At 75.1% G+C, this 1,198-nt stretch carries 1 protein-coding gene and 1 pseudogene; both read left to right on the top strand.

The features are described from left to right. Positions 1 to 214 (top strand): annotated as a pseudogene (locus ABZW32_RS40000) (mechanosensitive ion channel family protein); the annotation flags it as partial. Between the two features lie 153 nt (positions 215 to 367). Then, the gene (locus ABZW32_RS39995) at positions 368 to 739 is read left to right on the top strand and encodes a hypothetical protein (RefSeq protein ID WP_345196798.1); all 372 of its coding nucleotides are present in this window, start codon (positions 368 to 370) and stop codon (positions 737 to 739) included. Positions 740 to 1,198: the final 459 nt, after the last annotated feature.

The raw sequence follows: 1,198 nt of genomic DNA, 5'->3' as shown, positions 1-1,198 counted from the left end.
GACGCCCTCCACCATGGTCGTGCGCGCCATCGTCACGGCCAAGGACCCCGACTGCCTGTGGACCGTGCGCTGCGCGGTACGGGAGCAGCTGATCGGCTGGCTCTCGGAGAAGCACCCGCACGCCCTCCCGCGCCTGGTCCTCGAAGGCGCCGGCGACCGGGACCGCCCCGGTGGAGGGACCTCTCCCGGAGCACGCCCCCCGTACGGCGGCTGAGCGGCCCGTGATGCGCGCGGCGGGCACCCGTGTGAGCGTGGAGACACTCGTCGCGCGGCCGGGACGCACGCTTCCCACGGATTGTTCCCCGCCCCCGGCGGACCGAACGGCGGTCCGACCCGCGCGACCCGGTACGAGAGGAAGAGGACGACCATGGAGAGCCGGGACAGTGACACCCCCGTCGCCGAGGTGGGGGTGACGGTGGCGGGCTGCTCGGAGGCGGACGCACGGGCCGTGCTCGCCCTGCTCGAACGCCTCTTCCCCCAGAACCCCGGCACGGACCGCGCCACCGCGGAGGGCCACGGCGCGACCGTCTGGGTCACGACTCTCGACGCGGCCGAGCCGGCGCGGGACCGGCCGGCCGCGGTCACCCTGGCCGACACCGTCGGCCTCACCCTCCAGGGCGGCCCGCGGGCCGTGGAACGCGTACGGGTCGCCCTCGCTGCGCACTTCGCCGTCGAGGACGCGGGGAGCGTATCGGGCGATCAGGAACAGGAGATCGGACTCCGCCTGCGCTCCGCCTGAGCCGCCGGGCACGGCCGAAACACGACCTGTGGAGGAGCGGCGACGCCGGGCAGGCACGCCGCGGTGGTCCGGTGGCGCCGTCGCCACGGCGACTTCCCCGCCCCCGTCGGCGGGAGTGACGTCCACCCGGAGTCCGACCGCGCCGCCGTGCCGGCGTGGCTGCTCGCCCATGGGAAGATCGAAATGCCCACCCGGACGCCGACCGGCGCACTCCTGATGGCCCGGTCCGGTGGTGGGACGCGGACGGTCCGGTCGGACGACCCCTTCTTGACCCTGGCCGAGGACGCGTCGGGTGAGGACCGGCTCTCGGGCTGGGCCACAGACGACGACGCCGAGGCTCTCGTCGCCCCGACGGGCGCCCGGTCCGGCGGGGAGCCGCGCCGGCTCACCGTGTCTGGCGGGACTCGAGGTTCTCGGGGGCCTTGCCCGCGCCGATGAACTCGATCTTGTTGCCTGCGA

Source organism: Streptomyces sp. NPDC004667, from assembly GCF_040609475.1.
GTDB lineage: Bacteria > Actinomycetota > Actinomycetes > Streptomycetales > Streptomycetaceae > Streptomyces.
This window is presented reverse-complemented; position numbering and strand designations above follow the sequence as displayed.